Raw genomic sequence first — 26,314 nt, 5'->3', positions numbered from 1 at the left:
GGGATTCAGCGGACCGGCGTGCCGTCCGTCCGCAACTGCAGCTGCGGACGCCCCGTCACCAGCAGCCAGGCGGGCAGCGAGGCGACGCACAGCAGGGTGAGGACCGCGGGCGAGGCCGCCAGGACGGCGGCGGTGAACAGGCTCACCCAGCCCTGTCGCGTGACAGCCAGGAGCATGCCCAGGACGCCCGTCGCCACGCCCACCGAGGGATGCACGGCCGGAACGAGCGCATGGGCACACAGACCCAGCGACGCGCCGATGAAGACCGCCGGGAAGATACGGCCGCCACGGAAGCCGCAGGCCGCGGCCACCAGCAGCGCCGCCAGCTTCACCACCGCCATCACGGCGAACTGCCCCGCCGACCAGCCCGCCGGGTTCCGGGCCAGCTCCCCGACCTCCGCCAGCCCCTTGAACAGCGTCAGACGACCGCCCAGCGCCCCCAGCGCGCCCAGCACGAGCCCGCCCGCCGGCAGCATCAGCATCGGGTGCCTCAGCCGCCGGAAGCCCGCGTGGACGTACGGGAAGGCGTACACGGCGCCCATGCCGAGCAGCGCGGCGGCCGAGGCGATCACCACGGCGGCCAGCACGTCCTTCGCGTCGAGGTGACGCAGCGGCGGCAGTCCCAGGTCGAAGGTCGGACGGAAGACGAGGGAGGTCGTCAGGGCCCCGCACGCGCCGGCCGTGAGCGGCGCGAACAGGTTGTCCCACAGCCGCCCCCGCATCGGCTTCCCGGCCAGCGCCTCGGAGATGACCAGCGCCGCCGCCACCGGGGTGCCGAACAGCGCGCCGATCGTCGCCGACTCGGCCAGCACCGGCCACAGCGAGTCCGGCGTCCGGGGCAGCAGCCGGGTGCCGAGCCAGGCCGCGAGGCCCACGTTCACGGCGATGACCGGGTTCTCCGGGCCGAGGCTCGGACCGCCGGCCAGCATCAGCGCGGCCGCCAGCAGCAGGCCCGGCAGCACGACCGGCGGCAGGGCCGGGGCGTCGAGGCCGAGCGTCGCCGGATCGGGGCCGGCGTGGCCCGGCACCTTCCAGACCACCAGCCCGACCGCGATCCCGGTCGCCACGAGCATCACGAACATCCACTGCACCGAGTAGCGGCCCACCCCGAGCGCGTCCGGCAGCGGCCCCCACAGCACGTGCTGGAGCCTCTCCGCCGCTGCGCTCACCCCGACGAAGACCAGGGCCGCGGCCACGCCCACGACGACGGCGGGCAGGATGAACGGCAGCAGGGACCGTGCCGGAGCCGTGGAAGCGGTCGGGGGCGGCTGCCGCGCGGTTTCCTGGGCCACGGGCTCACCATAAGCGGACAGAACAAACAAAACGGTCAAAGTGTATGGAGCGTCCGGAGTGATCCGGAACGCGAACCGGCTTGCACCTCACGCCACGTGAGGCCTCAGCGTGGGGACGTACCGACGACAAGGACGTCAAGGAGCGGAAGAGTGAGCTACTCCGTGGGACAGGTCGCGGGGTTCGCCGGGGTCACGGTGCGCACCCTGCACCATTACGACGAGATCGGCCTGCTCGCGCCCGGCGGGCGCACGCACGCCGGGCACCGGCGCTACACCGACGCCGATCTCGACCGGCTTCAGCAGATCCTGTTCTACCGGGAGCTCGGCTTCCCGCTCGACGAGGTCGCGGCCCTGCTCGACGATCCGGCGGTGGACCCGCGGGAACACCTGCGCCGGCAGCACGACCTGCTGACCGCCCGGATCGAGAAGCTGCAGAAGATGGCCGAGGCCGTGGAGCACGCCATGGAGGCACGCACGATGGGCATTCAACTCACCCCCGAGGAGCGGTTCGAGGTCTTCGGGGACAAGGACCCCGAGCAGTACCGCGAGGAGGCGGAGCAGCGCTGGGGCAACACCGAGGCGTACGCCGAGTCCCAGCGCCGGGCCGCCACGTACACCAAGGAGGACTGGAAGCGCATCCAGGCCGAGGTCGACGACTGGCAGGAGCGCTACGCCGCCCTGGTGGACGCCGGCGAGGAGCCGTCCGGCGAGGCCGCCATGGACCTTGCCGAGGAGCACCGGCGGCACATCGGCCGGTGGTACTTCGAGGTGCCGTACGAGATGCACCGGTGCTTCGCCGGGATGTACGTCTCCGACGAGCGCTTCAAGGCCTTCTACGACGCGGTGCGGCCGGGCCTCGCCGAGCATCTGCGGGGCGCGATCGACGCCAACGCCGACCGGCACACCTCCTGACCGGTCCCGGCCCGGGGGCGCACGAGCTCACTCCCGGGCCGGGACCGCGGCGGTCACTCCTTGGCGAGGACCACCGCGGTGCCGTAGGCGCACACCTCGGTGCCCACGTCGGCGGCCTCGGTCACGTCGAACCGGAACGCGAGCACGGCGTTGGCACCACGCGCGCGTGCCTGCTCCACCAGTCGCTCCATGGCCTGGTTGCGGGTCTGCACGAGCGTCTTGGTGAGGCCCTTCAGCTCGCCGCCGATCATCGACTTCAGTCCGGCGCCGATCTGGCTGCCGAGGTGGCGCGAGCGCACGGTGAGTCCGAAGACCTCGCCGATCACCTGCTCCACCCGGCGTCCGGGCACGTCGTTCGTCGTCACGACCAGCACGTCCGGCTGCGGCTCCTGGCCGCCGCCGTAGTCTTCGAGTCCCATGAGTCACAGCTTTCTCTCGGTTGTCCCACAGTGCATCCTGGAGGCATCGGTGGAACCTGGGGCGGTCACTTCACGTTGATAGCTTTGGGCGGCACTCGCAGGGAAGTACGCCGTTCAGCCGCCGCAACCGCCTTCACCCCCTCAGGAGCCCGGACCCGTGATGACACTCGCCCTCGGCCCGAGCTGGCTCGATCCCAACAACCTGCTGGACAACTTCGGCATATGGGGCCTGCTGCTCGTCGTCTTCGCCGAGTCCGGCCTGCTCATCGGGTTCTTCCTGCCCGGTGACTCGCTGCTGTTCACCTGCGGCCTGCTGATCACCTCGCACCAGTTGAACTTCCCCCTGTGGGGCGCCGTCGGCCTGATCTGCCTCGCCGCGGTACTCGGCGACCAGGCGGGCTACATGTTCGGCAAGAAGGTCGGTCCGTCCCTCTTCAACCGCCCCGACTCCCGCCTGTTCAAGCAGGAGAACGTCACCAAGGCGCACGAGTTCTTCGAGAAGTACGGCCCGAAGTCCCTGGTCCTGGCCCGCTTCGTGCCCGTGGTGCGCACGTTCACGCCGATCATCGCGGGCGTCAGCGGCATGAAGTACCGCTCGTTCGTGACGTTCAACGTCATCGGCGGCACCCTGTGGGGCGCGGGCGTCACCCTGCTCGGCTCCTGGCTCGGCAACATCGACTTCGTCAAGAACAACATCGAGGCGATCCTGATCCTGATCGTCCTCGTCTCCGTGGTCCCGATCGCGATCGAGTTCCTGCGCGCGCGGAGCAAGGCCAGGAAGGAGGCCGCCGCCCGCCCCGAGCCGCAGCCCCTCCCGCAGCAGCCCCGGCCCGCGTACCAGCACCGGCAGCCGGTGACGGACGACGCGACGGCCCAGCTCCGCCGCATCGAGCCGACCGAGCCGGAGCCGTACGCCTACCAGCAGCCTCAGCAGCCGCAGTACCAGCAGCAGCCGCAGCAGGAGTGGAACCAGCAGCAGTACTACGACCAGGGGCAGTACCAGCAGCACGGACAGCAGCAGTACGGGCAGCAGCAGCACTACGGGCACCAGCAGTACGACCAGCAGCAGTACGACCAGAACCAGTACGCGCCGAACCCGTACGACCAGAGCCCCTACCCGGACGGCTACCGCAACCAGTAGGCCGCTCAGAACCCCCTGGTCCGCTTGGCGGCTCTGCGCTTCCCGGCGGAGGGGATCCGCAGGAACAGCCGGGAGATCTCCGACCCCAGGTTGACCCCGATGGCGATGGCCATGGCGAGTGACGCCGCCTTGGCCAGCGACACCAGCCCCTTGTCCACCTGGTTCTGGGCGATGCTGAGCAGCCCGAAGTACGTCGCCGAACCGGGCAGCAGCGGCCCGATCGCCGCCGTCGTGTACGGCAGCGCCGACGCGAACCGGTAGCGCGACAGCAACTGCCCGAACAGACCCACCAGCCCCGCCGCGACGGCCGTGGAGGCCACCGGCGAGATGCCGCCGACGTAGTGCATCGCGCCGTACACCGACCACGCGACGCCCCCGTTGAGGGTCACCCACAGCACGGTCGAACGTTCCTGCTGGAGCAGGACCGCGAAGGTCAGCGACAGCACCATGGACGCCGCGATCTGGATCAGCGGCCGTTCGTTGATCATCAGCGCCGCGTCCGGGTTCAGCGTGCCGCCGACCTTCACGCCGAAGTACAGGACGAGCAGCACGCCGGTGACGATGCCGACGAAGAAGTACATGACCTCCAGCAGGCGCGCGGAGGCGGTGATGTAGAAGCCGGTCAGGCCGTCCTGCACGCCCGCCACCAGCGCCCGCCCCGGCAGCAGCGCGAACAGCCCACCGGTGACCACGGCGGACGCCTTCACGTCGACATCGGCCAGCGCGAACGCCACACCGATCGCGGCGGGCGGCATCGCGGCGACGGTGAACTGGTAGAACTCCGGCAGTCCGCGCCCCGCGCACAGCCAGGCCAGCCGGTCGCCGAGCATCGCGCCGAGGGCCGCCGCGACGAACACGATCAGGTCACCGCCGACCAGGACGGAGGCGGCACCGGCCAGCAGCCCGCCGGCGAGGGTCAGCACCCAGCCGGAGTAGGGGTGCCGGTTGCGGCGGATCTCCGCGAGGCGCCGGTAGGCCTCCTCCAGCGAGACGTGCGTCTCCGGGTCGGTCAGGTCGTCCACCAGCCGGAACACGGCCGCGAGCCGCGTGTAGTCGGTGCCCCGCCGGCGCACCGTCCGCGACGCCGTCACCGGGTCCTCCACCAGCGACGGCTGGTGCGAGATCGACAGCAGCGTGAAGGTGACGTTCGGCTCGCAGCGGTCCAGGCCGTAGGAGCGGCACACCGCGAACATCGCGGCCTCCACGTCCTCCGCGCCCTCCCCGCCCGCGAGCAGCAACTCCCCGATACGCAGCGTCAGGTCGAGCACGCGCGGAACCGCCGGGCCCTCCTCCTCGTGGCGCTGCACGGGCTCGGGCGCCGGCCGCTCGGTCACCGGCATGCGCAGCATCGTGCGCATCCGGTCCTGCCAGGGCGCGTCCTTGATCAGGCTGACCGGTATCCCGGACGCCGGGGTGAACGCGGCCGACGCACCGGCGCTGTAGGCGCTCGGCAGGCTGAACGCCGACCCCTCCGGCTCCGCGCCCGGCGCCTGGGGCACCGCCAGCCCGTCCGGCACGGCGAACTCGGACGTCGTCTCCGGTTCGACACTGCCCTCGGGGACCTCGATGCCCTGGGGAATGGCGAACTCGGACGTGATCTCCGGGTCGTACCGCGCCTCGTCCGACCGGGGCTTGCGGTCCTCCGCCTCCGTCACCTCGCACCGCTCCCTGAACGACACCCTTCTGCAACCCTCAGTATGCGCATGCCTGCGCGGCGGACACACAAACGGGCCGCACGCGTGCGCGTGCGGCCCGTCTCAGCGGGACAGGACCGGCTCAGTGGCCGCCCGTCTCCTTGAAGCGCTTGTAGGACCGCTCGATCTCGGCCTCGGCGTCGGTGCGGCCCACCCAGTTGGCGCCCTCGACGGACTTGCCGGGCTCCAGGTCCTTGTAGACCTCGAAGAAGTGCTGGATCTCCAGGCGGTCGAACTCCGACACGTGGTGGATGTCGCGCAGGTGCTCCACACGCGGGTCGGTGGCCGGGACGCACAGCAGCTTGTCGTCGCCGCCCGCCTCGTCCGTCATGCGGAACATGCCGATCGCGCGGCACTTGATCAGGCAGCCCGGGAAGGTCGGCTCGTCCAGGATGACCAGCGCGTCCAGCGGGTCGCCGTCCTCGCCGAGGGTGTTCTCGACGAAGCCGTAGTCGGTCGGGTAGGCGGTCGAGGTGAAGAGGCGACGGTCCAGGCGGATCCGACCGGTCTCGTGGTCCACCTCGTACTTGTTGCGCGAACCCTTCGGGATCTCGATCGTGACGTCGAACTCCACCGGTGGCTCCTCCATGATCAGCACATAGTTCTGGTGGTTAAGTGTCCCTCACGCACGTGTGTGATCGCGAAAGGGGCTGGTGGTCGTGCCGGAGCCGAGGCCGTGGCGGGCCGCAGGACCGCAGGTGGAGCGGATTGCGAACGCCGTACGACCGCGTCTGGCGCGGGCCTTCGCAGCCGTACGGCCGCGGGCCGCGCGGCTGACCCGGGCCCTTGTCGCCCGGTCCCCGCACCTCCCCCGTCCGCGAGCCGTCAGGACCTGGCAGTACACCGCGGGCGCCGCCACCGCCGGCCTCGCACTCGCCGCCGGCGTGGTGACCGTGTCCGGCCCCTGGGACGCCAACGGTCAGCGTACGGCCGAGCGGGACAGAGCGATCGCTCTGGACCGCTCAGGTGGCGCAGATCACGGCGGTTCCGGAGCGGCCGCCGGGGCGCCGCGGCCCGCGCCGAGCGCCGCGCCCGTCCTGGTGGGCCTGGACGCCGCGACGCAGGCCGTGGGCACCAAGAAGGCCGCCCCGGGCGGAAAGCCCCTCTCGGACGTCCTCGGGCCCCTTCTGGACGCTCCCGCGCTGGGCGACAGCCACGCGGCGGCCGTCGTCGACGTCACCACCGGCAAGCGCCTGTACGGCAGCGCCGACACCGAGGCCCTCACGCCCGCCTCCACCACCAAGATCGCCACTGCGGTCGCCGCCCTGTCCGCCCTCGGCCCCGACCACCGCTTCACCACCCGCGCGGCCTTCGAACCCGACACCGGCGAGCTCGTCCTGGTCGGCGGCGGCGACCCCACGCTGACCGCCCACAAGGAGGCCGACATCTGGGCGAGCCTGCGCCGGCTCGCCGCCGACACCGCCCAGGCGCTGCACAGGCGCGGCATCCGCAAGGTCACGCTCTCCTACGACACGACCCTGTTCACCGGCCCCGCCCTGCACCCCATCGGCGTCAACGACAACCTCGCCCCGGTCAGCGCCCTGACCGTCGACGAGGGCCGTACCGACGACTCCGCCGGCGGCCCGGCACCCCGGGTGAGCGACCCGGCGAAGGACACGGCGGCCAAGTTCGCGGACTACCTGAATTCCGCGGGCGTCACGACCTCGTCCCCGGGCCCCTCGAAGGCCTCCACGCGCGCGCAGACCCTCGCCACGGTCTCCTCGCCCCCGCTGGCCGACATCGTCGAGCGGATGCTGACCAACAGCGACAACGACATCGCCGAGACCCTGGCCCGCCAGACGGCGCTCACGAGCGGTCAGCCGGGCAGCTTCGAGGGCGGCGCCAAGGCGATCTCCGCGCGGCTGACGAAGCTGGGCCTGCCGATGGCCGGTGCCTCTTTCCATGACGGCAGCGGCCTCAACCGCGACGACCGGCTCACCCCCGACCTCCTCACCGGCCTGCTGGTCACGGCCGGTGACCCGGCCCGCCCCGGCCTGCGCCCCGTCCTCACCGGCCTGCCCATCGCCGGCTTCACCGGCACCCTGACCAGCCGTTACGCCAATGGCGCGGCCGGCGTCGTACGCGCCAAGACGGGCACCCTGACCGGCGTCAACACCCTGGCCGGCACGGTCGTCGACGCCGACGGCCGCCTCCTGGCCTTCGCCTTCATGGCCGCCGGCACGACGAACCCCGAGGAGGCCCAGTCGGCCCTCGACCGGACGGCCACCGCGCTGGCGGGGTGCGGATGCGGCTAGGCACACGCGCGTGCCGCACGTTCACACGGCCTGCCCGAAGTGGGAACGCTCACGTACGGTTGACGACATGACTGGCTTCGGTGGCACCACATCTCCCGGGATGGTCGACTGGAACCTCGCGGTGGCGACCGCGACACGGCTCGTGCGACCGGGCCCCGACGTCAGCCGCGACGAGGCACGCACCGTCGTCGCGGAGCTGCGACGGCACGCGAAGGCCTCGGAGGAGCACGTCCGGGGCTTCACCCGGATGGGCACCGGCGAGATCCACGACACGCCGGTCCTCGTCGTCGACCGCCCCGGCTGGGTCCGGGCCAACGTCGCCGGCTTCCGCGAGATCCTCAAACCGCTCCTGGAGAAAATGCAGGAGCGCCGCTCCGGAACCCCCGGCAACGCGGTCCTCGGCGCCGTCGGCGGCAAGGTCACCGGGGTCGAACTGGGCATGCTGCTGTCGTTCCTGTCCTCCCGGGTCCTCGGCCAGTACGAGACCTTCGCCCCGGCCACCCGCGAGCTGCCGGCCGGCGAGAACGGCGGTGGCCGCCTCCTGCTCGTCGCGCCCAACATCGTCCACGTCGAGCGCGAACTCGACGTCGAACCACACGACTTCCGCCTGTGGGTGTGCCTGCACGAGGAGACCCACCGGACGCAGTTCACCGCCGTGCCCTGGCTGCGCGACCACCTTGAGGGCGAAATCCAGTCGTTCTTGGCGGAGACCGACGTCGACCCGATGACGTTCCTGGAGCGCATCCGCGAGGCCGCCCAGTCCCTGGCGGGGGGCCGCCCCGAGGGCGAGGAGGACGACGGCGGCCGCTCCTTCGTCGAGCTGGTGCAGACCCCCACCCAGCGGGAGATCCTCGGCCGCCTCACCGCCGTGATGTCCCTGCTGGAGGGCCACGCCGACTACGTCATGGACGGCGTCGGACCGAGCGTCGTACCGTCCGTGGCCGAGATCCGCGAGAAGTTCCAGCAGCGCCGCGCCAAGGGCGCCTCCCGGCTGGATCTCGCCCTGCGCAAGCTGCTCGGTCTGGATGCCAAACTGAGGCAGTACCGGGACGGCGAACGGTTCGTACGGGCCGTCGTCGAGCAGGTCGGCACCGACGGCTTCAACCGGGTGTGGACCTCGCCCAACACCTTTCCCACCAAGGCCGAGATCGCGAAACCGGCGGACTGGGTCGCGCGGGTGCACCGCAAGGCCGAGTCGTGAACGCGACGGCCGCGTCGTGAATCGAATTCGGCCTGCGGCAGGCGAACGCCCCTCCAATCACCCGTCCGAGGGACCGTGAGCCTTGCGTAGGCGTGCAATGCTCGGGGAACCCCCCGGTTCTGTCACCATCTACACACTCTGAGTGACTGAGCTCGGACCCACCCCCCGACAACTTCATGAAGGGAACCGACCATGGGTCCCCATCCTGCGGTCGCGGCGATACGCCTGGCGGTCCGCCGCGTCCTCCACGACATCCTCAATGACCACACCTCGGGCGAGATCCCGGGCCGGACGGCCGAGCGGCCCCCCTCCCCGCTCGTCCTCGTCGCGTGCTCCGGCGGCGCCGACTCCATGGCCCTCGCCTCCGCGCTCGCCTTCGAAGCGCCCCGCCTCGGCATCCGCGCCGGCGGCGTCACCGTCGACCACGGCCTCCAGGCCGGCTCCGACCTCCGCGCCGACGAGGTCGCCCTGCGCCTGCGCGGCCTCGGCCTCGACCCGGTCGAGTCGGTCGCCGTGACCGTCGGCCGCGAGGGCGGCCCCGAAGCCGCCGCCCGCGACGCCCGCTACGCCGCCCTCGACGCCGTCTCCGAACGCCACGGCGCCGCCGCGATCCTGCTCGGCCACACCCGCGACGACCAGGCCGAGACGGTCCTGCTCGGCCTCGCCCGCGGCTCCGGCATCCGCTCCCTGTCCGGCATGGCCGCGGTCTCGGGGGCCGGCGGCCGTTACCGGCGGCCCTTCCTCCAGCTCGACCGGCAGACCGCCCGCAAGGCCTGCATGGTCCAGTCCCTGCCCGTTTGGGACGATCCTCACAACGCCGACCCCGCCTACACCCGCTCCCGGCTGCGGCACGAGGGTCTGCCCGCCCTGGAGAAGGCCCTCGGCAAGGGCGTCGTGGAGGCGCTCGCCCGCACCGCCCAGCTCTCCCGCGACGACGCCGACGCCCTCGACAGCTGGGCCCGTCAGGCCGAGGGTTCCGTACGGGACGGCGCCGGCCTGCTGGAATGCGCCAAGCTGTACGCCCTGCCGCCCGCCGTGCGCCGCCGCATCCTGCGCCGCGCGGCCATCGAGGCCGGTGCTCCGGCCGGCGCGCTGTTCGCCCGTCACATCGAGGAAGTCGACCGTCTGATCACCGGCTGGCGCGGCCAGGGAGCCATCAATCTCCCGGGCAAAGTCGTCGCCCAGCGGCAGGGTGGCAGACTGGTGATTCGGCAAGGCTGAATCCCGACACCCGGCGGAGCGACCCTCCGGCGGTCCGGGCGGCCGGCCGCCGGGAAGTGCGGGACGACCGAAAGTGATGCGGGTGGACGCGAAAGACATGGGTGCCGACCTCGAGAAGGTGCTCATCACCAAGGAAGAGATCGACGCGAAGCTGGCGGAGCTGGCCGCGAAGATCGACGCGGAGTACGCGGGCAAGGACCTGCTCATCGTCGGCGTCCTCAAGGGCGCGGTGATGGTCATGGCGGACCTCGCCCGCGCGCTGTCCACGCCCCTCACCATGGACTGGATGGCCGTGTCCTCCTACGGCGCGGGCACCCAGTCCTCCGGTGTCGTGCGGATCCTCAAGGACCTCGACACCGACATCAAGGGCCGGCACGTCCTGATCGTCGAGGACATCATCGACTCCGGGCTGACCCTGTCCTGGCTGATCAACAACCTCGGCTCGCGCGAGCCCGCCTCGCTGAAGGTGTGCACGCTGCTGCGCAAGCCCGACGCCGCGAAGGTCGCGATCGACGTCGAGTGGGTCGGCTTCGACATCCCGAACGAGTTCGTCGTCGGCTACGGCCTCGACTACGCCGAGAAGTACCGCAACCTGCCGTTCGTCGGTACGCTCGCGCCCCACGTCTACGGCGGCTGAGCCACTCGGCTCAAGCCTTGTAGGACGATCGGGAACCCCGGCGGGTTCCGCGCCGTTGAAGCATGCAGAGACGGGCCTCCCGGCTGTTTCGAAACGCTTCGTGCGGCTTCGGACACAGCCACGCTGGGGTACCGTCAGAAGAACTGTCTTATCAAACTCACTATGGCAGGAGGGACGGGGCGGCACCGCTCCGTATGGATGGACGTGAAGCGATACTTCCGTGGGCCGGTCATGTGGATCGTGCTGGCCGTCCTTGCCGTGGTCGTGTTGATGCAGGTCGTCGGCTCGTCCGGCGGCTACAAGACGGTGGACACCGGCCAGGTCGTTGCAGCGATCAATGCCGACAAGGTCCAGTCGGCCAAGATCACCACTGGTGACGAGCAGACCATCAAGGTCACCCTCAAGGACGGCCAGAAGGTCGACGGCAGCTCGAAGATCCAGGCGAGCTACATCGGCGACCAGCAGGGCACCCAGCTCGCCAGCAACCTTCAGACCAAGTACGAGAGCAAGCAGATCCCGGACGGCTACACCGTGTCGCCGTCCAAGCAGAACCCGTTCGTCGGCGTCCTGCTCTCCCTGCTGCCCTTCGTCCTGATCGTGGTCGTCTTCCTGTTCCTGATGAATCAGATGCAGGGCGGCGGCTCCCGGGTCATGAACTTCGGCAAGTCCAAGGCCAAGCTCATCACCAAGGACACCCCGAAGACGACGTTCGCCGATGTCGCAGGCTGCGACGAGGCCGTCGAGGAGCTCCACGAGATCAAGGAGTTCCTGCAGGAGCCGGCCAAGTTCCAGGCCGTCGGCGCCAAGATCCCCAAGGGTGTGCTGCTCTACGGCCGCCCGGGTACCGGCAAGACGCTGCTCGCGCGCGCCGTCGCCGGCGAGGCGGGCGTGCCGTTCTACTCGATCTCCGGTTCCGACTTCGTCGAGATGTTCGTCGGTGTCGGTGCCTCCCGTGTCCGTGACCTGTTCGAGCAGGCCAAGGCGAACGCCCCGGCGATCGTCTTCGTCGACGAGATCGACGCGGTCGGCCGCCACCGCGGCGCCGGCCTCGGCGGTGGTCACGACGAGCGCGAGCAGACGCTGAACCAGCTGCTCGTCGAGATGGACGGCTTCGACGTCAAGGGCGGCGTCATCCTGATCGCCGCCACCAACCGCCCCGACATCCTGGACCCGGCGCTGCTGCGCCCCGGCCGGTTCGACCGGCAGATCGCGGTCGACCCGCCGGACCTCCAGGGCCGTCTGGAGATCCTCAAGGTCCACCAGAAGGGCAAGCCGGTCGCGCCCGACGTCGACCTGTCCGCCGTGGCCCGCCGCACCCCGGGCATGACCGGTGCCGACCTCGCGAACGTGCTGAACGAGGCCGCGCTGCTCACCGCCCGCGGCGATCAGAAGCTGATCGACAACAAGGCGCTGGACGAGGCGATCGACCGCGTGGTCGCGGGCCCGCAGAAGCGGACCCGGATCATGTCGGACAAGGAGAAGAAGATCACCGCGTACCACGAGGGCGGTCACGCCCTGGTCGCGGCGGCCTCGCCGAACTCCGACCCGGTCCACAAGATCACGATCCTGTCCCGCGGCCGTGCCCTCGGTTACACGATGGTCCTGCCCGACGAGGACAAGTACTCGACCACGCGCAACGAGATGCTGGACCAGCTCGGCTACATGCTGGGCGGCCGCGCGGCCGAGGAGCTGGTCTTCCACGACCCGACCACCGGCGCCGCGAACGACATCGAGAAGGCCACCAACCTGGCCCGCGCGATGGTCACGCAGTACGGCATGACCGAGCGGCTCGGCGCCATCAAGTTCGGCGGCGACAACAGCGAGCCCTTCCTCGGCCGTGAGATGGCTCACCAGCGCGACTACTCGGAAGAGGTCGCCGCGCTGGTCGACGAAGAGGTCAAGAAGCTCATCGAGAACGCGCACAACGAGGCCTGGGAGATCCTGGTCGAGAACCGCGACGTGCTCGACCAGCTCGTCCTTCACCTGCTGGAGAAGGAGACCCTGGGCAAGGAGGAGATCGCCGAGATCTTCGCCCCGATCGTCAAGCGCCCGCCGCGGCCCGCGTGGACCGGTTCCTCGCGCCGCACCCCGTCCACCCGCCCGCCGGTGCTCTCCCCGAAGGAGCTGGCACTGACCAACGGTGCGAACGGCTCGACGGCCTCGATCAGCACGGTCAAGTCCACTGCATCGGAGTCCGCTCCGGTGACGGACCAGGCTCCGGAGGACCGCTCCGAGAGCTGAGCGTGTTTCGGCCAAGCGGCCCGGAATGCACGCCGCGCCCCCCAGGGTTTTAGCCTGGGGGGCGCGGCATTTTCCTTATGCACGCATGTGGACGACAGGAACGAGGCACCAGATGACCGACCCGGTGACGCTGGACGGTGAGGGACGCATCGGCGAGTTCGACGAGAAGCGCGCCGAGAACGCCGTGCGGGAGCTGCTGATCGCGGTCGGTGAGGACCCGGACCGCGAGGGGCTGCGGGAGACGCCGGCGCGGGTGGCCCGGGCGTACAAGGAGATCTTCGCGGGCCTGTGGCAGCAGCCGGAGGACGTCCTGACGACGACGTTCGACATCGGTCACGACGAGATGGTCCTCGTGAAGGACATCGAGGTGTACTCGACCTGCGAGCATCACCTGGTGCCGTTCCGGGGCATCGCGCACGTCGGGTACATCCCGTCGACGTCCGGGAAGATCACGGGCCTGTCCAAGCTGGCCCGCCTCGTGGACGTCTACGCACGCCGCCCGCAGGTGCAGGAACGTCTCACTACGCAGATCGCGGACTCCCTGATGGAGATCCTGGAGCCCCGGGGCGTGATCGTGGTCGTGGAGTGCGAGCACATGTGCATGTCCATGCGCGGCATCCGCAAGCCGGGGGCGAAGACCATAACGTCGGCCGTCCGCGGTCAGCTGCGGGACGTCGCCACCCGGAACGAGGCGATGAGCCTGATCATGGCGCGCTGAACCGCGCGCCGGACCCGGCGGGATGCGGCCGGGCGGTCACGCCGCCGGTTCCGCCCCCGGGTGGTTCTGGTCCTCGTCGTCCGGGAGCTTGCACACGCGCTCCAGGAACAGGGCCGCCACTATCACCGCGATGCCGGCCAGCACCGAGAAGCCGGCGTAGATGGCCTGGTCGCGGCGGGTGGGCAGGTCCAGCAGCTCCAGCAGGAACACGCCCGTGCCGCCGTACATGCCGGCGACGAGGGCCGCGACCAGGGCGCTGGCCTGGCCGAAGACGACCGCGCGGGCGGCCATCAGCGGGTCGACGCCCTTGGCACCGGGCCGGCGCTCGCGCTGGGCCTTCAGCCGGGCGCGCAGCGAGAGCGCCGTCGCGGCCAGGACCACGGCGATCAGGGCGAGCACGATGGGCGCGGCCAGGGGGACGCTCGGCAGGGTCCCGATCGCGTTCCAGAGGCGGGCGCCCGCCCACGACAGGACTCCGGCCACGACGAACACGCCGACCAGCACCCTGATGCGCAGCTCTTTCACGGTGTCCCTTCAGCTCCCCCGGACCGGCCCGGACCGTGGTCGTTCCGACCTTGCCGTCCTGACCTTAACGACTACTCGGGCAGTCGGAGTTCCAGGTCCGCGCGGGGCGTCACGCCCTCGCGGGTGACGGCCGCCAGCAGATCGGCCACCGGGCCCCGGCCGGGGAGCTTGGCCTGCGGGTCCACGTCGTGCCAGGGGGCGAGCACGAAGGCGCGCTCGTGGGCGCGCGGGTGGGGGAGGGTGAGCCGCGGGTCGTCGGAGGTGACGTCGGCGTAGGCGACGATGTCGACGTCCAGCGTGCGCGGGCCCCAGTGCTCGTCCCGGACCCGCTTGAAGGCCTCCTCGACGGCGTGCGCGCGCTCCAGCAGGGACTCGGGGGGCAGGGTGGTCTTCAGGACCACGATCGCGTTGAAGTACGACGGCTGGGTGCCGGGTGCCACGCCCCACGGCTCGGTCTCGTACACCGGCGAGACCGCTTTGACGCGCACTCCCGGGGTGTCCTCCAGCGCGTCGACGGCGCCCTGGAGGGTCTCCAGGCGGTTGCCGAGGTTGGCGCCGATGGAGATGACGGCCCATTTGGGGTTCTGCAAGGTCGTGTCGGCGGCGTCGACCTGCTCGACGACCGAGGCGGGCACCGGCTGGACGGTCGGGTCGCTGTGACCCTGGAGGTACGGTCGGGTCATACTCGGCTCCTGGTGATGGTGACGGTCACGTCGTCGAAGGGGACGGTGATCGGCGCGTCCGGCTTGTGGACGCACACCTCCACCTCCAGGACCCCTTCGTGCTTCAGACAGGTGCGCGCGATCCGCTCGGCGAGCGTCTCGATGAGGTTCACCGGCTCGCCCTCGACCTCGGCCACGACTTCCTCGGCCACGATGCCGTAGTGCACGGTCTTCGTCAGGTCGTCGTCCGCCGCGGCCGGCCGGGTGTCCAGCCCGAGGACGAGGTCCACGATGAAGGTCTGGCCCTCTTCGCGCTCCTTGGGGAACACACCGTGGTGCCCGCGGGCCTTGAGGCCGCGCAGCGCGACACGATCCACGCGAATCACTCCTGCAATCGTCGGGAAGGACCGGTCCGTACCGCGTGCGGGCGGCACACCGGCCTCTGACGAATCTACCTGCGGGTGCTGACACAGCCGGGGCGCGGGGCCACGGGGCCGCGCGGGGACCATGAGCGTTCATCTCGTGTTTCCCCCGGGAAACCCGGCCACGCCATGGGCTGATAGCCGCTCATACCCCGGGGTAGGTGATTCCAACCACTTCTTCGCAGCCGGGGAACCGCCGGCTGCTCAGCCGAGGAGACCGTCGTCCGGATTCGTGCCGTTTGTTCCGGGCGTGTCGTCCGTGGCGTCCATGTCCTCGACGGCCTCGGTGTCCTCGGCGTCCTCGCTCTCCGCCATCACGGGGGAGGCGTGATGCGACCAGATCTTCCAGCCGGCGGGGGTGCGCCGGAACACGTTCGTGGCGACGACGAGCTGACCGACCAGCGGCCCCAGCTCCCCGCCGTCCGCGGGGGCCGGGCCGCCGCTGAGGATGTTCTCGGTGCAGGTCACAAGGGCCGTGTCGCCGGTGACGGACACATGCACGTCGGTGAGGAAGAACTGGATGTAGTCGGTGTTGGCCATGATCAGGGCGTACGACCTGAGGACCTCGCCGCGGCCGGTCAGCACGGGCCACCCGGGGTGCACACAGGAGATCACCCCGGTGTCCGCCGGGTCGTGGTACTCCTCGTCCACGCCCAGGTCGGCGGGGCTGAGCCAGAGCGAGGACAGCTCCTCGAAGTCGCCGCGTTCCATCGCCTCGTAGAAGGCGGTGTTGGCGGCCTCCACCTGTTCGACGTCGATGTGAGGGGCGCTCACTGCTCTCCTTCCACCTCGCGCTCGCCGCCGGCGTCCGGCGTGTGACCCGTTTCACGCGCCCCTTCCACGGCCCGTGCGACCCGTACCGCGTCCGCGGTGGCGCGTACCTCGTGCACGCGCACCGCCCAGGCGCCGGAGTGCGCCGCGAGCGCGGAGACGGCGGCCGTGGCGGCGTCGCGCTCCCTGGCCGGCGGGGGCGCCCCCTCCGGGCCGGCCAGCACCCGGCCGAGGAACCGCTTGCGGGAGGCGGCCACGAGCAGGGGGTGGCCGAGGACGCGCAGACGGTCGAGGTGGGCGAGGAGGGTGAGGTCGTGCCCGGCCTCCTTGGAGAAGCCGAGGCCGGGGTCGACGACGATGCGGTCCGGGGCGACACCGCCCGCCAGAACGGCCTCCACGCGCGCGTGCAGCTCGTCCACGACCTCGGCGACGACGTCCTCGTAGACGCCCTGGACGTTGCCGCCCGCCAGGAAGCCGCGCCAGTGCATCACGACGAACGGGGCGCCCGCAGCCGCGACCACGGGGATCATCGCGGGGTCGGCGAGGCCGCCGCTGACGTCGTTGACCAGGGCTGCACCGGCCGCGAGGGACTGCTCGGCCACGGAAGCGCGCATGGTGTCGACGGAGACGACGACGCCCTCGGAGGCGAGGCCGCGCACGACGGGGATGACGCGCCGCAGCTCCTCGGCCTCGTCGACGCGCGTGGCGCCGGGCCGGGTGGACTCGCCGCCGACGTCGACCAGGTCCGCGCCCTCGGCGACGAGGTCCAGACCGTGTTTGACGGCGCGTGTCGTGTCGAACCAGCGGCCGCCGTCGGAGAAGGAATCGGGGGTCACGTTGACGACGCCCATGACCGCGCACCGGTCCCATGCCGGAAGGCCCGTCACCCGGCCGCGTCCGCTGAGGTTGTTCATACGTTCAGCGTAGGCCCAGGAGCGGGCCGTGAATGCGCGGCGGCCCGGGCGGAAGCCCCTGCTGGAGGAGGTGGGGCTGCCGTCCGGGCCGGTCCTCGGTCGTGCCGCGCGGTGCCGTGCCGTGCGCGCCGTTCAGGCCGCGCGCATGTCGTGTTCCGCCATGGTGTGCGCGCAGGGGCGCTCGGCGACCGCCCTGCGCCGGCGCAGGAAGCGCGGGAGCGGCAGGGCGATGTGGACGAAGCCCTCCGCCTGCATGGCCGCGAAGCCGATGCGGGGCAGGTCGGCGGAGTTGCGGTAGACCACGAAGCGCGGCTCCCAGCGCGGCTGGAACTTGGCGTTGAACTTGTACAGCGACTCGATCTGGAACCAGCGCGAGAGGAACACCAGCAGCCCGCGCCAGGCGCGCAGCACCGGACCGGCGCCGATCTTCTCGCCGCGCGCGAGGGCGGAGCGGAACATCGCGAAGTTCAGCGAGACCCGGGTGATGTCGAACTTCGGCGCGGCCTGGAGGGCGGCGACGATCAGGAGCTCGTTCATGCCCGGGTCCGCGCTGCGGTCGCGGCGCATCAGGTCCAGCGAGACGCCGTCCTTGCCCCACGGCACGAAGTGCAGGATCGCCTTCAGGTCGCCGTACTCGCCGGGCTCGTCGTCCTGCTTGTGGGCGGTGGCTATCAGGCAGTCCCCGTCGGCCGGGTCGCCGACGCGGCCGAGCGCCATGGAGAAGCCGCGCTCGGTGTCCGTGCCGCGCCAGTCGTCGGCGGCGCGCCGGACGCGCTCCAGCTCGCCGTCGCTGAGGTCACGGATGCGCCGTACCCGGGTTTCGTAGCCGGCCCGCTCGATGCGCTTGACCATTTGTCGGACGTTGCGCATCGCGCGTCCGGCGAGCGAGAAATCCGCGACGTCCACCACCGCCTCGTCGCCCAGTTCCAGGGCGTCCAGGCCGGTCTCGCGGGTCCACACCTCGCCGCCCGTCTCCGAGCAGCCCATGACGGCCGGGGTCCACGAGTGGGCCTTGGCCTCGTCCATGAAGCGCTCGATGGCGCCGGGCCAGGCCTCGACGTCGCCGATGGGGTCGCCGCTGGCGAGCATCACGCCGGAGACGACGCGGTAGGTGACCGCCGCCTTGCCGCTGGGCGAGAAGACGACCGCCTTGTCCCGGCGCAGCGCGAAGTGGCCGAGCGAGTCCCGGTGCCCGTGCTTGGCCAGCAGCGCGCGCAGCTGCGCCTCGTCCTCCTCGGTGAGCCGCGCGGCCGGGTGCTCGGGGCGGAAGGCCAGGTAGATCGTGGTGACCGCGGTGATCCAGCCGAGCGCGCCGAGGGAGAAGGCGACGGTCCAGGAGGCGTTGCCCGCGTAGTCGACGGGGCCCTCGAAGCCGAACAGGCCGTAGACGACGTGGGTGAGCCGGTCGGCCAGGCTCGGGTTGCCGATCGTCCGGTGCGGATGGACGCTCACGATCACGAGGCCGAGCACGAGGGAACCCGCACTCATAAGTACGAAGTTGGTAAGAGCACGCCACCTGCTGCGCGGGTCCGGCAGGGCCGCGAACTCGTTCCGGTGCCGCAGCAGCGGCAGGAGCAGTGCGACCGCGATCAGCATGCCGACGAGCGAGTGGCGGTACGCGAACTGCGCCACGGCACCCGCCGGCAGCAGCGCGACCGCGGCCCGCCATGCCCGGCGCTTGCGCCGTTTGAGCCCGTGCGCGAGCAGGAGGAGCAGCACGCCGGCGCTCAGCGAGAGCGCTGCCGCGAAGGGCCCGAACGAGCCCGGCAGCACCTCGGCGATCGCGTGCATGCGACTGTGGCGGAAGCGCGGGAAGACACCCGCGGCAATGTCCAGGACGCCCACGAGTGCGGCCGCCCTGCTGACCAGAGTGGGAACGACCTCGGGACGCGGGCCGCGAAGTATGCGCCGCGCCCGGCTCTTACCACCCGGAACCTCGCCCGACAATTCCCCATCTATCCTGACAGACATCGCATCCCGTAGTTCTGCGAGAGACCTTGAACCCGGGCCCGATCAGGGCATCCGGCGACATTGCGCCCTCTAGGACGGTGTCTCGGGGGGAGAGGTTCACTCCTCATCGGAAAGTCGGGTCAAAGGCCAAGGAAAGCCCCGGGCAAGCCCTCGCAATAAGGCGTGGGCACCGGGCGGAGAGCGCAGGCAGGAAGCAGCCCATGGGACTCACGAGCAATAAAGTGCTGTTGCTGGCGATCGTGTTCGCAGCCGTGCTGTTCGCCGGCACGGTGTGGCTGTGGCCGCGACTGGCACGGCAGAGCTGGCAGTCCATCGGCGGGCGCATCGGTCTGCTGCTGACCACCCAGCTCGCGATCTTCGCCTCCGTCGGGCTCGCTGCCAACCAGGCCTTCGGGTTCTACGCCAGCTGGTCGGACCTGTTCGGCCAGGAGAACGCCCAGGGTGTGGTCGTCGACCACATAGCGGGCGGCGGTAAGACCGGTTCGATCAAGGTGGTCTCCACGTCCCACGTCGCGGGCGTGGGCGGCGGGATGCCGCAGCTGACCGGGCAGGTCCAGAAGGTCGACATCGTCGGCCGTACGACCCACCTCGCCACCCCGGCCTACGTGTACCTGCCCCCGGAGTACTTCCAGCCGCAGAACCACGCGCGCAAGTTCCCCGTCTCCGTGGTCCTCACGGGCTACCCGGGCACCGCCGAGGCCCTGGTGAACAAGCTGGACTACCCGAGCACGGCGCAGCAGCTGGCCAAGAGCGGCAAGATGCAGCCGATGATCCTGGTCATGCTGCGGCCGACCGTGGCGCCGCCGCGGGACACCGAGTGCGTGGACGTTCCGGGCGGCCCGCAGGTCGAGACCTTCTTCGCCAAGGACCTGCGCAACTCGGTGATGGAGCAGTACCGCGTCGACAAGACGCCTGCCAGCTGGGGCATCGTCGGTGACTCGACCGGCGGCTACTGCGCGCTGAAGATCGCCATGCACCACCCGGGCTCCTACGCGGCCGCCGCGGGTCTCTCGCCGTACTACAAGGCGCCGATCGACCCCACCACCGGCGATCTCTTCCACGGCAACAAGGACCTGCAGAACCGGGCCAACCTGTTCTGGGCGATCAAGCATCTGACCGCGCCCGAGACCTCGCTCCTCGTGACCAGCAGCAAGGTCGGTGAGCACAACTACAAGGACACGATGAAATTCATCCAGGCCGTGCAGGGCACGAACGTGACCAGGATTTCCTCGATCATCCTTCCGAGCGGCGGGCACAACTTCAACACCTGGAAGCGGGAGATCCCGCCGACCCTCCAGTGGCTCAGCACGAAGCTGACCGCCAACTGAAATCGTTGCCCTGATGCCCCGTGAAGCGCACAGTGTGGCTGTGTTTTTACGGGGCGGGGGCCCGCGATTCGCCTACGCGCGGTAAGTTTCTGGCCATGCCACGTGGACGCCACCGCCATTCCCCACCTCTGCACCGGCTGTTGCCTCCCTCGGCGATCGCCGGTGTCTCCGTCGTCTGCGCGCTGGGTCCCTGGGCGTTCTCCGGGGCCACGGTGCTGCGCGCACTGGCCGCGGCCGCCGCGGCGACCGCCGTCGTCGGCGCGATCGTGATGCGCCGCTGGGACGCGCAGGCGGGCAAGCAGGTCGCCGAACTCACGCGCGCGCGTGCCAGCGACGAATGGCGCAACGAGGAACGGGTCGCCGAACTGGAGACCGACCTTGAGGAATCCCGCGAGCTGCGCACCAAACTGGAGCAGCGGCTGCGCGCCAAGCGTGCCGAGCTGGCCGGCCTGCGCAACGAGCACGCGGCCCTGCTGCGCCGGTACGCCACGGCGGAGACCGAGCGCGCGAGCGCCCTGGAGGGCCGCCGGCTGCTGGAGATCGAGGCCGCCGAGCCCTCGTCCTCACTCGCCCTGCCGCCCGCGCGCAGCGCCGAGTCCCAGCAGGAGCCGGAGCCGGTTGCGGCCGAGGTCACGGAGGAGGCCGACCGCGAGGCCCGGTCGGCGAACGCGGTGTTCTCGTCCGAGGGCGCCTGGCTGTACAAGCGTGCCCTGACGGCTCTGGCCGGGTTCGAGCGGGAGGCTCCAGCCGAGGCCGAGGCCGAGGCCGTCGGCGAGTCCGCGTTCGACTCCGAGGCTGTGGCGCTCGACGAGGAGAAGGCCGGGCCCGAGGCGGCCGAGGACGCGGCTCCTGAGGCCGAGCTCTCCGACGACACCGATTCCGACGACACCGATTCCGACGACACCGATTCCGACGACACCGATTCCGACGACACCGATTCCGACGGTGCCGATTCCGAGACCGAGGCCGACTCCGTCGCCAAAGGAGAAGGCGCCGAGGCCGTCGAAGCCGAAGCCGGGGCCGACGAGGACGCCGCGGACGCTGTGACCGGCGACGTGACCGACAGCGCCGGTGCCGCCGCGAGCGAGGCCGCCGCGCCGAGCGCGGCTCTCGAACCGGTACGGCCGCTGGGGCAGCCGCCCGCCGGGCACTTCACGGTGCCGACCGCGGTGGCCGTCGTACCTGCCGCACCCGCTCGGCGACCGGTGGTCGAGGGTGGCTTCGACTTCTTCGGCACCCAGAAGGCCGCGCCCGAGGCCGCGCTGGACTCCGTGCAGAACGAGGACCTCGCCGACGTCGTCGGACAGGAGGCCCTCGCCGTGCACAAGGCCGAGGCCGAGGCCGCGTTCAAGCCCGCCGCCGCGCAGGCGGACGGCGCGGGTCAGGTCATCGACCTGACCGCGCACGACGAGACCGAGCAGATCGACGTCCAGGGGCTGCGCAGCGCGGCTTCCTGACGCGTGCTCCGCAGTCCCGCGAGGCACCGGGCCCGGCTTCCCCGAGGGGAGCCGGGCCGTACGTCGTTCCGGCGCCCTCCAGCGGTCACCCGGCGGTCATCCAGCGGTCCGGGCGGGCGTCCCGGCGTCCGGTGCGGGACCGCTCGGCCTGCTCGCGCAGGAGCCGTACGGCCTCCTCGGCGTCCCGCTGCCCGGCGGTGACGGTCTTTCCGGCCCCGGTGTCCACGTGGACGTCGGCGAGCCGCCACACGCGCTGCCAGGGCCCCTGGGTGAGCCGTACGCTCTGCACCTTGGCGTGCGGGACCAGCGAGAGGCTGCGGCGCAGCAGGCCGTGCCGGGTGGCGAACACCGTGCCGGTGACCGCGAGGCGACGGCCGCGCCACCACACCGGTACGCACCACCGGGCCCGCCCCGGTGCGCGGGACAGTTCCTGGGGCACCGTCACGTCCGGCAGCACGCGCGCGATGACGGACTCGGCGACCGCGCGCGGGGCGACCGGTATCAGCACCGAGTTGGCGGACCCGGCCACGTCCAGCTCCACCCGCACCCAGCCGAGCCGCCGCCACAGCAGGGGCTCCACGATCCGCACGGTCTGCACCCGGCCGGGCGGCACCGTCTCGTGCGTGCGGTCGAGCAGCCCGTGGTCGATGCGCAGCCCGTCCGGGGACTCGGCCACCTTCCAGTCGAACTCGGCGGCGAACCGTCCCGCGCTGTGCGCGCCGGCCCCGCCGAGCAGCGGCAGGGCGGTGCCGAGGACGGTCCACAGGCTGTGGGTGGTGAGCCACAGCACGGTCGGCACGAGGAGCGCGGCGCACAGCGAGCCCCAGGTGGCGGCCGTCAGCACCAGGGAGAGCGCGAGCGCGCGCGGGGGCACGTGCAGCAACTCGTGCGCCGGTGCCTCCCCGACTTCATGCGCCGTCTCGGGTGCGAAACCCGCCGCGCGCGCGAGCAGTTCCGCGCGCAGGGCGCGTGCCTCCTGCTCGCCGAGGAAGGCCAGCTCGTCCTTCTTGTCGGCGCCCACGACGTCGATCCGCAGCTTCGCAACGCCCGCCACGCGCGCGAGGAGGGGACGCGAGACGTCCACGGCCTGGATGCGCTCCAGCCGGATGTGCGCGGTGCGCCGGAACAACAGGCCGGTGCGGATGCGCAGTTCGGAGCCGGTGACCGCGAAGTGCGTGAACCACCAGGACAGGAAGCCGTACAGACCGGCCACCGGCACCAGGACCGCGAGGCCCAGCAGGAGCATGGTGTCGGTCAGCCGCGCGAGCTGCTCCTGCGCGCTGTTCGGGTCGTGCGCCGCCCAGCCGACGAGTACGGCGACCGGCGCCCACGCCCGCCGGAAGGGCGTGACCGGGTGCAGCCGGCGCTCGGTCACGGGTACGCGCTCCCCGGCGTCCGTGCCGTCGGCGTGGTCCTGGCCGCTCACAGGCCCGCCGATCGTGCCTTGCCCAGCTCGGTGAGCCGGTCCCGCAGCCGTTCCGCCTCGGCCGGGTCCAGGCCGGGGATGGTCGCGTCGGTCGCGGCGGCCGCTGTGTGCAGCTGCACGGTGGCCAGCCCGAAACGGCGCTCCACCGGCCCGGAGGTGACCTCCACCAGCTGCATCCGCCCGTACGGCACCACCGTCTGCTCGCGCCACAGCACGCCGCGGCTGATCAGCAGGTCGTCCGCCCGCTCGGCGTACCGCCACGAGCGCCAGTTGCGCCCCAGCAGCCGCCAGCACCACGCGGCGCACGCGACGGGCAGCAGCGCGAACGCCGCCCACGCGGGACCCGCGAACAGGCCCGGCAGCAGACCCGCGGCGAGCGCGAGCAGCGCCGTCCACACCGCGAGCAGCAGCCGGCGCATCCGCAGCAGGCCGGGCGGCAGCCCCCGCCACACCGGCTCGTCCCCGGGCATCCCCGGTATCCCCGCTGTCCCCGCCTCGTGCGGGCTCCCCGTTTCCATGGGGCCAGCGTACGTAGGGGAAACTGGGACCATGACTCCTACGACCCAGACCACCGTCGGGATCGGCGGCGCCGCGGAGAGCACGGACATGGTGCTCAACATCGGGCCCCAGCACCCGTCCACGCACGGTGTGCTGCGGCTCAAGCTGGTGCTGGACGGGGAGCGCATCGTGCGCGCGGAGCCCGTGATCGGGTACATGCACCGCGGCGCCGAGAAGCTCTTCGAGGCGCGCGACTACCGGCAGATCATCGTGCTCGCCAACCGCCACGACTGGCTGTCGGCGTTCTCGAACGAGCTGGGCGTGGTCATCGCCGTGGAGCGGATGCTCGGCATGGAGGTGCCCGAGCGGGCGGTGTGGACGCGCACGCTGCTCGCCGAGCTGAACCGGGTGCTCAACCACCTGATGTTCCTCGGCTCCTATCCGCTGGAGCTGGGCGGCATCACCCCGGTGTTCTACGCGTTCCGCGAGCGCGAGGTGCTCCAGAACGTGATGGAGGAGGTCTCCGGCGGGCGCATGCACTACATGTTCAACCGCGTCGGCGGCCTCAAGGAGGACCTGCCGGCCGGCTGGAGCGCACGCGCGCGTGCCGCCGTCGCCGCCGTGCGCTCGCGCATGGACGTCTTCGACGACCTGGTGCTCGGCAACGAGATCTTCCGGGGGCGCACGCGCGGGGTCGGCGCGCTGACGCCGCAAGCGGTGCACGCCTACGGCGTCAGCGGACCCATCGCGCGCGCCTCGGGCGTCGACTTCGACCTGCGCCGCGACGAGCCGTACCTGGCGTACGGCGACCTCCAGGACACCCTGAAGGTCGCGACCCGGAGCGAGGGGGACTGCCTCGCCCGCTTCGAGGTGCTCCTGGAGCAGACCCACAACGCGCTCGACCTCGCCGACGCCTGCCTGGACCGGCTCGCCGGGCTGCCGCCGGGCCCGATCAACCAGCGGCTGCCGAAGGTCCTGAAGGCGCCCGAGGGACACACGTACGCGTGGACCGAGAACCCGCTCGGCATCAACGGCTACTACCTGGTCAGCAAGGGCGAGAAGACGCCGTACCGGCTCAAGCTGCGCTCGGCGTCGTACAACAACATCCAGGTGCTGACCGAGCTGCTGCCGGGGACGCTGGTGGCGGACATGGTGGCGATCCTGGGGTCGATGTTCTTCGTGGTCGGCGACATCGACAAGTAGCCCGGGCGGCTAGGGGGCGGCCGGGGGTTCCGCCGCCAGCGGGTGCGGGACGCCGACCGGCTGGACCAGCCAGCCGAAGTCGCCGAGGCCGCCCGGCGCGGTGAGTTCGCCGGCCTCTCCGGCGCTCGCGAGGGCGCGTACGTAGGCGGCGGGGTCTGTGGAGGCCAGCGCGAGCGGGGGGCGCGCGCCGGTGATGTCCAGGGCGCGCAGGGCGGCGCGCTGCGTGAGCAGGCGCGCGGGCGACAGCGTGCGCGCCGTGTCGTGGGGCTCCCGCGCCGCGTCATGGGGTGTGCGCGCCGTGTTCTGGGGCGTGGAGGGCGCGGGAGGGGTGTTCGGGGGCGCGCTGGTGGTGTTCTGGGACGTATGCGCCTCCCCGGGGAGCGTGCGCGCCTCGCTGGAGGGCATGCGCGCCCGATCGGGAGACGTGCGCGCGGGAGACGTAGGCGGCGAATCGGGGGACGTGCGCGGTGTGCCCTGGGGCGACTGCCCCGTACTCCCGGCGTCAGGGGCGCCGGCCGCCGCGCACGCGTCCAGTGCCACGTGCGCGGTGATGTCGCACGATCCGTCCGGCACGGGCGCCGTCTCGCGTCCCTCCCGGAAGCCGGTGAGCGTCCCGAACGGGGGGCGCGTGTCGCGGGTGTGCGCGTAGTCCACCGCCACGGCGAGCCCGCGCACCAGCCGGCCGACCGCCGACGCCCACGCCAGGTCCCGGGGCAGCCCGATCTCCGCGCGCAGCCCCTCCTCGGCGCGCAGCGGCCACCAGCGGGCGAGCCAGTCCGCGTCCGCGCCCGTCACGGGCTCCCCGAGCCGCTCGGTGCCGTCCTCGGCGACGAGCACCAGCCGGGGCACCCCCGCGGGGTCGACCTCGGCGACGTCGACGGGCACGTTGTCCAGCCACTCGTTGGCGAACAGCAGCCCGGTGACCGCTGCCGGGGGCTCGGGCAGCCAGGTGATGCGCGGGTCCAGGCCGGGCGGTCGGTCGGCGCGTTCGACGGCGTATCCACGCGCGCGTGCGGCCACGTCGGCCGGCAGGGCGGCGAGCACGCCGGCGACCAGCTCGCCCCGGCCCGCTCCCATGTCGACGAAGTCCAGCGCGTCGGGCCGCCCCAGGACCTCGTCCACCCGGCACAGCAGCCTGGCCACGGCCCGCGCGAACAGCGGGGAGGCGTGCACGGACGTGCGGAAGTGGCCGGCCGGGCCCTCCGGACGCCGGTAGAAGCCGCCGGGCCCGTACAGCGCCGCCTCGGCCGCCGCACGCCAGCCGCGCCGGCCGCGCCGGCCCTGCTCGTCCGGCCGGCCGCCACCGCCGTCACCGTGGCCGCCGGAAGCCCGTTCCGCTTCCCGCGCCGTTTCATCCGTCACCGGAACAGACTAGGCGCACAGATGATCACTTCCTCCACCTTGCG

24 protein-coding genes are annotated in these 26,314 nt (G+C 71.6%); 11 read left to right on the top strand and 13 right to left on the bottom strand.

Annotated features, from left to right (window positions below; genetic code table 11):
- Positions 1-5: 5 nt before the first annotated feature.
- Entirely contained in the window at positions 6-1,292 is a 1,287-nt protein-coding gene (locus ACFC8N_RS38590; RefSeq protein ID WP_376293738.1) for an ion channel protein, read from the bottom strand.
- Positions 1,293-1,442: 150 nt separating this feature from the next.
- Between ACFC8N_RS38590 and ACFC8N_RS38585 the strand changes: the two genes are divergently transcribed.
- On the top strand, positions 1,443-2,204 hold the full coding sequence (locus ACFC8N_RS38585) for a MerR family transcriptional regulator (protein ID WP_356029251.1): 762 nt from the start codon (positions 1,443-1,445) through the stop codon (positions 2,202-2,204).
- Positions 2,205-2,257: 53 nt separating this feature from the next.
- On the opposite strand, the gene ACFC8N_RS38580 is transcribed toward ACFC8N_RS38585, so the two are convergent.
- Positions 2,258-2,623 carry a YbjQ family protein gene (locus ACFC8N_RS38580; protein WP_356029250.1) on the bottom strand — a complete coding sequence of 122 codons (366 nt, stop codon included), beginning with the start codon at positions 2,621-2,623 and terminating at the stop codon, positions 2,258-2,260.
- 160 nt (positions 2,624-2,783) lie between these two features.
- On the opposite strand from ACFC8N_RS38580, the gene ACFC8N_RS38575 reads away from it, so the two are divergent.
- Positions 2,784-3,764: a DedA family protein gene (locus ACFC8N_RS38575; protein ID WP_376293826.1), complete on the top strand. Its 981-nt coding sequence runs from the start codon at positions 2,784-2,786 to the stop codon at positions 3,762-3,764.
- 5 nt (positions 3,765-3,769) lie between these two features.
- Here ACFC8N_RS38575 and ACFC8N_RS38570 read toward each other — a convergent pair whose 3' ends face one another.
- A complete protein-coding gene (locus ACFC8N_RS38570; protein WP_376293734.1) occupies positions 3,770-5,419 on the bottom strand; it encodes a threonine/serine exporter ThrE family protein in 1,650 nt (549 codons plus the stop codon).
- A 121-nt stretch (positions 5,420-5,540) separates the two neighbouring features.
- Complete coding sequence (locus tag ACFC8N_RS38565; protein ID WP_018547987.1) at positions 5,541-6,032, bottom strand: inorganic diphosphatase; 492 nt, start codon at positions 6,030-6,032, stop codon at positions 5,541-5,543.
- Positions 6,033-6,156: 124 nt separating this feature from the next.
- Here ACFC8N_RS38565 and dacB point away from each other — a divergent pair, with 124 nt between their 5' ends.
- From dacB to folE, 6 genes are all read left to right on the top strand, one after another.
- Positions 6,157-7,713 carry a D-alanyl-D-alanine carboxypeptidase/D-alanyl-D-alanine-endopeptidase gene (gene dacB, locus ACFC8N_RS38560; RefSeq protein ID WP_362821671.1) on the top strand — a complete coding sequence of 519 codons (1,557 nt, stop codon included), beginning with the start codon at positions 6,157-6,159 and terminating at the stop codon, positions 7,711-7,713.
- Between the two features lie 67 nt (positions 7,714-7,780).
- Positions 7,781-8,914 carry a zinc-dependent metalloprotease gene (locus ACFC8N_RS38555; RefSeq protein WP_376293732.1) on the top strand — a complete coding sequence of 378 codons (1,134 nt, stop codon included), beginning with the start codon at positions 7,781-7,783 and terminating at the stop codon, positions 8,912-8,914.
- A 192-nt stretch (positions 8,915-9,106) separates the two neighbouring features.
- A complete protein-coding gene (gene tilS / locus ACFC8N_RS38550; protein WP_376293730.1) occupies positions 9,107-10,135 on the top strand; it encodes a tRNA lysidine(34) synthetase TilS in 1,029 nt (342 codons plus the stop codon).
- Between the two features lie 97 nt (positions 10,136-10,232).
- The gene (gene hpt / locus ACFC8N_RS38545; protein WP_356029235.1) at positions 10,233-10,772 is read left to right on the top strand and encodes a hypoxanthine phosphoribosyltransferase; all 540 of its coding nucleotides are present in this window, start codon (positions 10,233-10,235) and stop codon (positions 10,770-10,772) included.
- Positions 10,773-10,970: 198 nt separating this feature from the next.
- On the top strand, positions 10,971-13,013 hold the full coding sequence (gene ftsH / locus ACFC8N_RS38540; RefSeq protein ID WP_356029232.1) for an ATP-dependent zinc metalloprotease FtsH: 2,043 nt from the start codon (positions 10,971-10,973) through the stop codon (positions 13,011-13,013).
- Positions 13,014-13,125: 112 nt separating this feature from the next.
- On the top strand, positions 13,126-13,731 hold the full coding sequence (folE, locus tag ACFC8N_RS38535; protein WP_356029230.1) for a GTP cyclohydrolase I FolE: 606 nt from the start codon (positions 13,126-13,128) through the stop codon (positions 13,729-13,731).
- A gap of 36 nt (positions 13,732-13,767) precedes the next feature.
- On the opposite strand, the gene ACFC8N_RS38530 is transcribed toward folE, so the two are convergent.
- From ACFC8N_RS38530 to ACFC8N_RS38505, 6 genes are all read right to left on the bottom strand, one after another.
- A complete protein-coding gene (locus tag ACFC8N_RS38530) occupies positions 13,768-14,256 on the bottom strand; it encodes a DUF3180 domain-containing protein (protein ID WP_362821669.1) in 489 nt (162 codons plus the stop codon).
- Between the two features lie 71 nt (positions 14,257-14,327).
- Positions 14,328-14,939 carry a 2-amino-4-hydroxy-6-hydroxymethyldihydropteridine diphosphokinase gene (gene folK, locus ACFC8N_RS38525; RefSeq protein WP_356029226.1) on the bottom strand — a complete coding sequence of 204 codons (612 nt, stop codon included), beginning with the start codon at positions 14,937-14,939 and terminating at the stop codon, positions 14,328-14,330.
- Positions 14,936-15,295: a dihydroneopterin aldolase gene (gene folB, locus ACFC8N_RS38520; RefSeq protein WP_356029223.1), complete on the bottom strand. Its 360-nt coding sequence runs from the start codon at positions 15,293-15,295 to the stop codon at positions 14,936-14,938. Before folB ends, folK begins: the two co-directional genes overlap by 4 nt.
- A gap of 249 nt (positions 15,296-15,544) precedes the next feature.
- Positions 15,545-16,114, bottom strand: coding sequence for a nuclear transport factor 2 family protein (locus tag ACFC8N_RS38515; protein WP_356029221.1), 570 nt, complete (start codon positions 16,112-16,114; stop codon positions 15,545-15,547).
- Positions 16,111-17,025: a dihydropteroate synthase gene (gene folP, locus ACFC8N_RS38510; RefSeq protein ID WP_356029219.1), complete on the bottom strand. Its 915-nt coding sequence runs from the start codon at positions 17,023-17,025 to the stop codon at positions 16,111-16,113. Before folP ends, ACFC8N_RS38515 begins: the two co-directional genes overlap by 4 nt.
- Before the next feature lie 132 nt (positions 17,026-17,157).
- Complete coding sequence (locus ACFC8N_RS38505; RefSeq protein ID WP_356029216.1) at positions 17,158-18,972, bottom strand: phosphatidylglycerol lysyltransferase domain-containing protein; 1,815 nt, start codon at positions 18,970-18,972, stop codon at positions 17,158-17,160.
- Positions 18,973-19,196: 224 nt separating this feature from the next.
- Here ACFC8N_RS38505 and ACFC8N_RS38500 point away from each other — a divergent pair, with 224 nt between their 5' ends.
- Both ACFC8N_RS38500 and ACFC8N_RS38495 read left to right on the top strand, forming a co-directional pair.
- Entirely contained in the window at positions 19,197-20,324 is a 1,128-nt protein-coding gene (locus tag ACFC8N_RS38500) for an alpha/beta hydrolase (protein WP_376293725.1), read from the top strand.
- Positions 20,325-20,419: 95 nt separating this feature from the next.
- A complete protein-coding gene (locus tag ACFC8N_RS38495) occupies positions 20,420-21,781 on the top strand; it encodes a hypothetical protein (RefSeq protein WP_376293722.1) in 1,362 nt (453 codons plus the stop codon).
- A gap of 85 nt (positions 21,782-21,866) precedes the next feature.
- Here the strand turns inward: ACFC8N_RS38495 and ACFC8N_RS38490 are convergent, their stop codons facing one another.
- Together ACFC8N_RS38490 and ACFC8N_RS38485 are read right to left on the bottom strand one after the other, a co-directional pair.
- Positions 21,867-23,207 (bottom strand): PH domain-containing protein, encoded by a 1,341-nt coding sequence (locus ACFC8N_RS38490; RefSeq protein WP_356029211.1) that lies wholly within the window; start codon positions 23,205-23,207, stop codon positions 21,867-21,869.
- Complete coding sequence (locus ACFC8N_RS38485; protein WP_376293719.1) at positions 23,204-23,725, bottom strand: PH domain-containing protein; 522 nt, start codon at positions 23,723-23,725, stop codon at positions 23,204-23,206. Before ACFC8N_RS38485 ends, ACFC8N_RS38490 begins: the two co-directional genes overlap by 4 nt.
- Positions 23,726-23,756: 31 nt before the next feature.
- On the opposite strand from ACFC8N_RS38485, the gene ACFC8N_RS38480 reads away from it, so the two are divergent.
- The gene (locus tag ACFC8N_RS38480) at positions 23,757-24,908 is read left to right on the top strand and encodes an NADH-quinone oxidoreductase subunit D (protein ID WP_356029205.1); all 1,152 of its coding nucleotides are present in this window, start codon (positions 23,757-23,759) and stop codon (positions 24,906-24,908) included.
- Between the two features lie 9 nt (positions 24,909-24,917).
- On the opposite strand, the gene ACFC8N_RS38475 is transcribed toward ACFC8N_RS38480, so the two are convergent.
- The gene (locus ACFC8N_RS38475) at positions 24,918-26,270 is read right to left on the bottom strand and encodes an SAM-dependent methyltransferase (RefSeq protein ID WP_376293717.1); all 1,353 of its coding nucleotides are present in this window, start codon (positions 26,268-26,270) and stop codon (positions 24,918-24,920) included.
- Between the last annotated feature and the right edge of the window lie 44 nt (positions 26,271-26,314).

The sequence above is a fragment of the Streptomyces sp. NPDC055966 genome (assembly GCF_042269865.1).
Taxonomy (GTDB): Bacteria; Actinomycetota; Actinomycetes; order Streptomycetales; family Streptomycetaceae; genus Streptomyces.
This window is presented reverse-complemented; position numbering and strand designations above follow the sequence as displayed.